Raw genomic sequence first — 8,122 nt, forward strand, 5'->3', positions numbered from 1 at the left:
GGGCGCGCGGAATGACCGGGGGGGTAGGGCGCCCCCCCCCGGGCGCCCCCCCCCCCGGGGCCCCACCCCTGCTCGGCGGGTCCCGTGAGCCGTCGCGACGGGGTACTCCTCCCTGCTGGCGACATGGCCGCGCCCGCCTCCAGACCGCTGTTCCTTGACGCTCCCCGCGGCGGCCGATAACTTCCGCGCCCGCCATGGCCCAGAACTCCAAGGTTCTCCGGAAGAAGTACCTCTCCCGTCCGCCCGTCGAGCCGATGCGCCTCAGGCCGGGGATGTCGGTCGAGGATCTCGTCGACGTCTATCGCCGCGCGGGCGCCTTCAACGGCGGCCGGCTCGCGGAGGGCTGCGACCTGTTCGGCCGGATGATCGACTCGGGCGCGACGATCGCGCTCACCGTCACCGGCGCCATGGCGCCCGCGGGGGTGGGCGGCGCGATCCAGGCGATGATCGAGGCGGGCTTCGTGGACCTCGTCATCTCCACGGGCGCGAACCTGTACCACGACCTCCACTTCGCGCTGAAGCTGCCGGTCGTCCAGGGCCACTTCCACGTGGACGACAAGGAGCTGTACCAGGCGGGCATCGAGCGCATCTACGACGTGTTCATCACCGAGGACTCGCTCCTCGACACCGACGCCTTCGTGCGCGAGGCGCTCGAGAAGGCGCCCAAGGCGCTGCGCGCCCGCATCTCCACGCCGCAGCTCCACCACTACCTCGGCCAGCTCGTGAACCAGCAGGCGCCGCTGCCGGAGAAGAGCTGGGTCGCGACCGCCGCCCGGTACGACGTCCCGGTCTTCACCTCCTCGCCGGGCGACTCCTCGATCGGCATGAACGTCGCCGCCATGAAGCTCCGCGGCGGCGAGACCACGATCGACCCCGACCTCGACGTCCTCCAGTCGACGGCCATCGTCTACGACGCCAAGGTGAACGGCGTCGTCATCCTCGGCGGCGGCTCGCCCAAGAACTTCTACCTGCAGACCCAGCCGACCCTCTGGCAGATCCTCGACCTCAACCGCGGCGGCCACGAGTACGTCCTGCAGATCTCGACGGACTCGCCGCAGTGGGGCGGCCTCTCGGGCGCGACGCCCTCCGAGGCGATCAGCTGGGGCAAGGTGCAGGCGAACATGATGAAGAACCACGTCGTGGTCTACTCGGACACGACGATCGCAGCGCCGCTCGTGTTCGCGTACGCGCTCGCGACGCGCAAGAAGCGCAAGCCCAAGCGGCTCTTCAAGCGCCTCCCGGACATGTACGAGACGCTCCGCAAGGCCCACGTCAAGAAGCACCCGGGCTCGGACGCGCTGCCGGAGATGCGCGACTCGGGCAAGGCGAAGTCCGTCGGCCCTGGCCGCGCGCTGCCGCGCCGTTAGACGTCCTCCATGTCCTTCGACCCCTCCGCCGCCGCCCAGCCGGGCTCCGGCGTCTTCGGCCTCCCGCACTCGGAGGAGGACGCCGGCGTCGTCCTCGTGCCCGTGCCGTTCGAGGCCACCACCTCCTACGGCGGCGGCACGAACCGCGGCCCCGAGGCGATCCTGTCGGCGAGCCGGCAGGTCGACCTGTTCGACGTGGAGACCGGCCGCCCCTACGAGGCCGGGATCCACATGCTCGAGGTGCCCGCGGCCATCGCCCGGCTCGACGAGGAGGCGCGCGCCGCCGCGGCGCCGGTGATCGCAGCCGGGGGCGTCGTGCAGGGCCGGGACGACCTCGCCCGCGCCGCCCAGGCGGTGGATCGGGCGTGCGAGCAGGTGAACCGGTGGGTGGAGGAGCGCGTCGAGGGCCTGCTCGCGCGGGGCAAGCGCGTCGGCCTCGTCGGCGGCGACCACTCCACGGCGCTCGGCTGCATCGCCGCCCACGCGCGCCGCCACCCCGGGCTCGGCGTCCTGCACGTCGACGCCCACGCCGACCTGCGGGTCGCCTTCGAAGGCTTCACTTACAGCCACGCCTCGGTGCTCTACAACGCGGCGGAGCGCTGCCCGGACATCGGGCGGATCGTGCAGGTGGGGCTGCGCGACCTGTCGGAGGAGGAGCACGCGTACGCCGGCCGGTCGGGCGGGCGCATCGTGCAGCACCACGACGCGCAGCTCGCGCAGGCCCGCTTCGACGGCGAGCCGTGGACGGCCACCGTCCGGCGCATCCTGGAGCCGCTCCCGCGCGACGTCTACGTGTCCTTCGACGTGGACGGCCTCGATCCGACGCTCTGCCCGCATACGGGCACGCCCGTGCCGGGCGGGCTCTCGTTCCAGGAGGCGACGGCGCTCGTCGGCGGCATCGTGCGGAGCGGCCGGCGCATCGTCGGCTTCGACCTCGTGGAGGTCGCCCCCGATCCGGAGGGCGGCGAGTGGGACGGCAACGTCGGCGCGCGCCTGCTCTACAAGCTCGTCGGCTGGATGCTCCGCTCGCAGGCGGCCTGATCCTCGGACGGGCGAGGCGCTGACGCGGAGCGCCGTCGCGCCTCCCGCGCCGCTCGGGGTTGCGCGCGGCGGCCCCCGGGCCGACCGTTCCGGTGTGAAGCCGCCCCAGCCGCTCCGCCTGGACGAGCGCCCAGCCATCCCCACGCCGCGCGACATCGTCGAGCGGCTCTCCCGGTTCGTCGTCGGCCAGGAGCGCGCCAAGCGCGCGCTCGCGATCGCCGCGTACAACCACCTGAAGCGCACCGCCCTCCGGCGCACGCGCCGGCAGGTGCCCATCCGCAAGTCGAACGTGCTGCTCATCGGCCCGACCGGCTGCGGGAAGACGCACCTCGCGCGGAACCTCGCGCAAATCCTCGACGTCCCCTTCCACGTGGCCGACGCCACGGAGTTCACCGAGGCCGGGTACTACGGCAAGGACGTCGAGCTGATCATCACGGAGCTGCTCGCGAAGGCGGGGCACGCCGTCGAGGAGGCGCAGCGCGGGATCGTCTTCATCGACGAGGTGGACAAGATCGCCCGGCGGACGCAGGGGCACCGCAGCGGCGTCGGCTCGCGCGACATCGGGGGCGAGGGCGTGCAGCAGGCCCTCCTGAAGCTCCTCGAGGGGCGCGAGGTCACCGTCCCCCTCGACGCCGCTCCGCACTGGTCTCGCCAGGAGGCGATCCCGGTCGACACGACCGACGTGCTCTTCGTCTGCGCCGGGACGTTCACGGACGTCTTCGCCTACGCGGCCGAGGGGCGCGGCCTCGGCTTCGGCGCGCGCGACGGCCGCCGGCGCGCGGCGCGGGCGATCCGCCAGAAGGACCTCCTCGAGTACGGGATGCTCGCCGAGTTCCTCGGGCGGCTGCCGATCGTCGTCCAGCTGGACGAGCTCTCGCAGGAGGAGCTCCTCGCCGTCCTCACCGGTCCGCCCGACGCGATCGTGCGCGAGGTGAAGGAGCTGCTCTCGGCCGACGGCGTCGAGCTGACGTTCACCGACGGGGCGCTGAGGGAGATCGTGCGGTTCGCGACGGACCGCGGGCTCGGCGCGCGCGGCCTGCGCGGCGTCGTCGAGGAGGTCGTCGCCGATCTGCTGTTCGAGGCGCCGGAGCGGCGCGGCACGCGCGCGACGGTCGACGCGGCCTGGGTCCGGCGTCGCGTGGACAGGATCGACGCGGCGACGCTCCACTGAGGGACCTCAGCGCCGCTCGGGCTCGCCCTCCCCGCGCGTCCGGAACCGCTCGAGCGTCCTCGCGCCGTCCGGCGCGACGCGCTCGACGAGGTCGTACCGCCCCGCGAGATCCACGAGCTGGCTCGAGCGCAGCGCCCGCGAGAGCCCCTCGGGCGCGAGGCGGCCCGCGAGGGCGAGGATCGAGAGCAGCACCCAGGCGCCGAGCGCGCCCTTCACGCCGCCGAGGAGCGCGCCCAGCCCGCGGTCGGCCGGGCCGCGCACGGCGCGCGCGGCCGCGGTGCCGCGCAGCAGCGCGCCGCCGACGAGCGAGACCAGCGCGGAGACGCCGAGGAACAGGAAGGTGGGCGCGACGACGCGCGCCACGGGGGCGGAGGCGAACCGGCCGAGGCCGGCCGCCACGGGCACGGCCAGGTGGTGCGCGGCGAGGCCTCCGGCGGCCACCGCCGCGAGCTGGACCAGCTGCCGGAGGGCCCCCGACGACGCGCCCAGCACGGCGGCGAGCGCCACCGCCGCGAGCGCCGCGAGATCGATCGTCGTGCCGGTCACTTGATCTTGAAGGCGTCGCCCTTCGCGCGCCCCCTGTCGAGCTCGCGCTGCACCGTGGCGAGCTGTTCCTTGAAGCGGGAGTTCTCGGGCTCGTACATGAGCGCGCTCTTCAGCGCGCGCTCCGCGCCCTCGAGGCGAGCGGCCTCGATCTCGACGAGCGCCGCCGCGTAGAACTTCCGGCCGTTCGGCGTCTGCCCGAGCTGCTCCTCGAGCTTCCGCTTCTGCTCGTCCTTCACCGCGGCCTCCTCGACCTCGGTGAAGCGCAGCTTCGCGGCGCGGTCGGGCCCGGAGACGTCGGCCTGGTAGCGCGCGCGCTTCCGGTCGTCGCGGAGCACCGTGTACGCCTCGTTGATGCGCCGGTAGATCCGGCCGACGAGGTCGCGCAGGGCGGCGTTGGGGAACGCGGCGAAGCGGTCCGGGTGGTACGCGCGCGACTCGCGGTAGTAGGCGGCCTTGATCTCCGCGGGCGTGGCGCCCTGCGGGAGCTTCAGGATCGCGAAGTAGTCGAGCTGATCCAGCGCGCCGGCCAGCGTCTCCACCTCGATGAGGAACTGGGCGTCCATCGTCTTGCCTCCGTCGGCCTAGGCGCGCGGACCGTGGGCGAGCTCGAGCTCGGCGTTGTGGTCGATCGCCGCGCGGAGGTCCTGCTCCGAGAGCCCCGACGAGAGGCTGATCGTGGTGGAGGTGCGCTGGCCCGTCTCGAGGTCCGCGGCGGAGACGTTCACGATGCCGTTCGAGTCGATCTCGAACGTCACCTGGATCTGCACCGCGCCGCGCTGCGCCACCCGGAAGCCCTTGAACTCGAACTCTCCGAGGAGCTCGCAGCCCTCCGCGCGGTTCGACTCCCCCTGGTAGACGCGGATCTTCACGCGGTCCTGGCCGTCGCGGCTCGTCGTGAAGGTCTTCGACTTCTCGATGGGGATGGGGGTGTTCTTGTCGATGATCTTCTCGGTGAAGCCGCCCACGGTGCCGACGCGGAGCGACAGCGGGGTCACGTCGAGCAGGTAGCTCGCCTGGCCGTGCTCGGCGGCGTTCCGGTTCAGGAGCGCGTGCGCCTGCAGCGCGGCCCCGAGCGCGACCGCCTCGTCGGGGTCGATCCCGGACATCGGCTCCTTCTGGAAGTAGTGCCGGACGCTGTTGCGGACGATCGGCAGCCGCGTCGGGCCGCCGACCAGGATGACCGCGTCGACGTCACCCGCGGTGAGCCGCGCCGACTGGAGCGCCTCGTCGCAGACCTTGAAGGTGCGCTGGACGAGATCCATCACCATCCGGTTGAACTGGTCGGTGGTCAGCTTGCCGCGCAGGTCGAGCACCTCGCCCTCCGGCGACTGGCAGATCCCGGGGACGTGGATGCTCGCCACCCCGTCCCGCCCCACCTCGATCTTCGCGCGCTCGCCCGCCTCCTTCAGCATCTGCAGGCAGAACTTGTTCTGCCGGAGGTCGAGACCGTGCCGCGCGAGGAAGTCGTCCGCGAGCCACGTCATGATCCGGTCGTCGAAGTCGTCGCCGCCGAGGTACGTGTCGCCCGCGGTCGAGAGCACCTCGAAGACGTCCTTGCCGATCTCGAGGATCGACACGTCGAACGTGCCGCCGCCGAGGTCGTAGACGCAGATCTTCTGGGAGATGTCCCGGCCGAAGCCGTAGGCGAGCGCGGCCGCGGTCGGCTCGTTGATGATGCGCAGCACCTCGAGGCCGGCGATGCGGCCCGCGTCCTTCGTCGCCTGGCGCTGGTTGTCGTTGAAGTACGCCGGGCAGGTGATGACGGCCTTCTTCACGTCGCGCCCGAGGGCGGTCTCGGCGATCGCCTTCATCTCCTTCAGGACGAGCGCCGAGACCTCCGGCACGGCGAGGTCGCGGTCGCGCACCTGCAGGCGGACCGCGTTGTTCGGCCCCTCCACGATCCGGTACGGCATCACCGCCTGCGCCTTCTTCACCTCGTCGGAGAAGAAGAAGCGCCCGATGAGCCGCTTCGCCGAGTACACGGTGCTCTCGGCGTTCGTGATGATGTTCTTCTTCGCGTCGTTCCCGACGAGGACGGAGCCGTCCTCGAGGAAGGACACGACCGAGGCGTGCGTGCGATCCCCCCACTCGTTCGGGAGTACCTGCGGGGACGCGCCGGCCTGGGTGACGGCGGCGACGGCGCTGTAGCTGGTTCCGAGATCGATTCCGACCGCGATGTCGTCGCTCATGGATGTTGTCCAGCGGTTTCGCCGGGTTAGCGCATCCTAGCGGCGGCTTCGACAGGCTGTCAAACGAGCGACCCCCCCCTCGTGTGGGCGTTCGGCGACCGACGCCGGCCCCGAGGCGCGCCCCCGGTTATTACTGTTTCGAGTGGCGAGGCGATCTCTCGCCGCAGGGTTCGTCGACCCGAGGAGAACGGATACATGGGCGCGCTCGTCGCGGTCCTTCAGACCGATGACAGCTTGCTCCGGTGCCAGCTGGAGCGGCTCAGGTCGCACGTGTCGCTGCAGGGCGAGGGGGACACTCTCCCGCTGGCCTACGGCTTCGGCTACTACACGGCCGGGAACGTGCTGCTCGGGAAGCGTCCGTCGGGGGCGACCGCTCCGCTCTCCCTCCCCGAGCTCGTGGGGAAGGTCGACTCGGAGGCGCTGCTCGTCCACGCACGCCTCTCGTCCGGCCTCGCCTCCAAGGACGAGAACACCCAGCCGTTCCGCTACCGCCGCTGGCTCTTCGCGCACGCGGGGACCGTCGCGGGGTGGGAGGGTATCCGCCCCAGGCTCCTCTCGGCGATCCCCGACCACCTCCGCCGGCAGATCGCGGGGGAGAGCTCCTCCGAGCACGCGTTCATGCTGTTCGCGAAGCACCTCAAGGACGACGGCCGCCTCGACGACCTCGACCTCGACGCGGCCACCGCGGGCCGCGCGCTCGCGCGGACGGTGCGGCAGCTCGAGGCGTGGGCGCGCGAGGCGGGGGAGCAGAAGGCGAGCCGGCTCGTGTTCGTGGCGACGAACGGGCGGATCATGGTCGCGACGCGCCGGGGAGGACCGCTCTTCTACGCGCTCTACGAGGGCATCGTCCCGTGCCCCCTCGACGAGATCGGCCTCGACACGCCCGAGAGCGACCCGCGCGTGCGGCCGCACCGGCGGGTGAAGGCGGTGGCGTTCGCCACGCGGCTCCTCGCCCCCAACGGCTTCATCGAGGTCCCGGAGGGGAGCGTCGTCGCGGTGAGCCGCTCCCTGCAGGTGTCGGTGTCGAGCCTCAACGGTCCCTGAACGACAGTTCGAGATTCGCGCCACCTTCGGTGACGCGAATCACGCTGTCGTTCAGGGATGTTCGAACGGGGGCTGCGCCCTGAGGATTCGTCACATCTTCGGCTGCTGACCGGGGGAGCGGCTCTGGTCGGACTAGCGGCGCACCGCGCGCTCCGGCTGGGCATCGACGGGTCGGCACCCGCGCGCGCCGGGAACGCTCCGGGCGGAGCACTGCGGGCGGCAGGGCGGTGAGCGCCACCGGCGGGGGCGCAGGGGTTCGGAAGCCCGGAAGGACGCGAGCGGCGAGTCGACGCTCTAGCCGCGCGGCCATGCGAACCGGTCCTCGGTCCGCTGGAGCTTCGGCCAACTCCGGGGCGCCGCTGGGTCACTGCCCCCACATCCCCAGCTGCATGACGGGACGCAGAGGCGCCACGTCAGCGCGCGAGAGCGGTGTCGGCCTGTCGCTCGCATCGCGGCGGAAGCGATCCATGTGCTCGCGCCCGAAGGTGCTCTCCGCGTGAAGCAGATTGTGGGCTCGGCCTGACGGATCCCCTCAAATCAGCACACCTGAGCGGCAGCGATACGCTCTCGGAGTGAGTCCCATGGTTCTTCCGCCAGGGCGCCTTCGAGGAGGTCCGGCGCGTGGTCCGCGAGCACGAGTCTGCCCAGCATCGCCAACGAGAGGACCCGTCGTCTCCTAATCGTGTTCGCCTGATACCGCCTCTGAAGGTCCGCCGCCTCTGCCGCCAGGCCGAGCAGCACGTAGAGCACGTGAGCGAAGGCGG

The 8,122-nt window shown here is 72.0% G+C and carries 7 protein-coding genes and 1 pseudogene; 4 read left to right on the plus strand and 4 right to left on the minus strand.

The window, feature by feature from the left end:
* The first annotated feature begins 194 nt into the window (after positions 1-194).
* From speY to clpX, 3 genes are all read left to right on the plus strand, one after another.
* A complete protein-coding gene (gene speY, locus MNZ29_RS20325; RefSeq protein ID WP_242340077.1) occupies positions 195-1,367 on the plus strand; it encodes a deoxyhypusine synthase in 1,173 nt (390 codons plus the stop codon).
* A 9-nt stretch (positions 1,368-1,376) separates the two neighbouring features.
* Entirely contained in the window at positions 1,377-2,408 is a 1,032-nt protein-coding gene (locus tag MNZ29_RS20330) for an agmatinase family protein (protein ID WP_242356505.1), read from the plus strand.
* 94 nt (positions 2,409-2,502) lie between these two features.
* The gene (gene clpX / locus MNZ29_RS20335) at positions 2,503-3,579 is read left to right on the plus strand and encodes an ATP-dependent Clp protease ATP-binding subunit ClpX (protein WP_242356507.1); all 1,077 of its coding nucleotides are present in this window, start codon (positions 2,503-2,505) and stop codon (positions 3,577-3,579) included.
* A gap of 6 nt (positions 3,580-3,585) precedes the next feature.
* On the opposite strand, the gene MNZ29_RS20340 is transcribed toward clpX, so the two are convergent.
* Genes MNZ29_RS20340 through MNZ29_RS20350 form a run of 3 tightly spaced genes read right to left on the minus strand, consistent with a single transcriptional unit; the run spans position 3,586 to position 6,314 of the window.
* Positions 3,586-4,125, minus strand: a complete 540-nt coding sequence (locus MNZ29_RS20340) for a CvpA family protein (RefSeq protein WP_242356509.1) — start codon at positions 4,123-4,125, stop codon at positions 3,586-3,588.
* Positions 4,122-4,688 (minus strand): DnaJ domain-containing protein, encoded by a 567-nt coding sequence (locus MNZ29_RS20345; RefSeq protein WP_242356511.1) that lies wholly within the window; start codon positions 4,686-4,688, stop codon positions 4,122-4,124. Before MNZ29_RS20345 ends, MNZ29_RS20340 begins: the two co-directional genes overlap by 4 nt.
* An 18-nt stretch (positions 4,689-4,706) precedes the next feature.
* Positions 4,707-6,314 (minus strand): Hsp70 family protein, encoded by a 1,608-nt coding sequence (locus tag MNZ29_RS20350; protein WP_242340072.1) that lies wholly within the window; start codon positions 6,312-6,314, stop codon positions 4,707-4,709.
* Between the two features lie 195 nt (positions 6,315-6,509).
* Here MNZ29_RS20350 and MNZ29_RS20355 point away from each other — a divergent pair, with 195 nt between their 5' ends.
* Positions 6,510-7,358: a class II glutamine amidotransferase gene (locus MNZ29_RS20355; protein WP_242340071.1), complete on the plus strand. Its 849-nt coding sequence runs from the start codon at positions 6,510-6,512 to the stop codon at positions 7,356-7,358.
* Positions 7,359-7,895: 537 nt separating this feature from the next.
* Here the strand turns inward: MNZ29_RS20355 and MNZ29_RS25155 are convergent.
* A pseudogene (locus tag MNZ29_RS25155) lies at positions 7,896-8,122 on the minus strand (hypothetical protein); the annotation flags it as partial.

The sequence above is a fragment of the Anaeromyxobacter sp. SG64 genome, from assembly GCF_022690745.1.
Lineage (GTDB): Bacteria > Myxococcota > Myxococcia > Myxococcales > Anaeromyxobacteraceae > Anaeromyxobacter > Anaeromyxobacter soli.